Origin of the sequence: Denitromonas iodatirespirans, from assembly GCF_018524365.1 — a bacterium.
Lineage (GTDB): Bacteria > Pseudomonadota > Gammaproteobacteria > Burkholderiales > Rhodocyclaceae > Nitrogeniibacter > Nitrogeniibacter iodatirespirans.
Genome location: NZ_JAEKFT010000140.1, coordinates 1 through 458, shown reverse-complemented (window position 1 = coordinate 458; position 458 = coordinate 1). Strand labels below are relative to the sequence as shown.

The following is a 458-nucleotide window of genomic DNA, read 5'->3' as shown; positions in this document are numbered from 1 at the left end:
CCGTTCCGCAACTTCGTGGCGCAAGCGCGCCTCGGCGTGAGCGAAGCCGAACACGAAGCGTTCTTCACCGAGATGCTCGGCGACCTCGACGAGCCCAGCGCCCCGTTCGGCCTCATGGACGTGCAGGGCGACGGCAGCAACGTAAGCGAAGCGCATCACATGCTCGAGCCCGGCTTGAGCACGCGCATCCGCGAACGGGCCCGCAGCCTGGGCATCAGCGCGGCCAGCCTGATGCACCTGGCCTGGGCGCTGGTGGTCGCCAGAACCACGGGCAGGGAAGACGTGGTCTTCGGCACGGTGTTGTTCGGGCGCATGCAAGGCGGCGCCCAAGCGGACCGAGTGCTCGGGATGTTCATCAACACCTTGCCGGTGCGCCTGCGCATCGACGAGCGCGGGGTCGAAGCGGCGCTTCGCCAGACGCACGAAACACTGGCCCGTCTGCTCCATCACGAGCATGC

1 protein-coding gene is annotated in these 458 nt (G+C 67.9%); it reads left to right on the top strand.

From position 1 onward, the window contains the following. Positions 1-458: condensation domain-containing protein (locus tag I8J34_RS24305; protein WP_214364202.1), on the top strand; the 458-nt coding region annotated here is incomplete at both ends.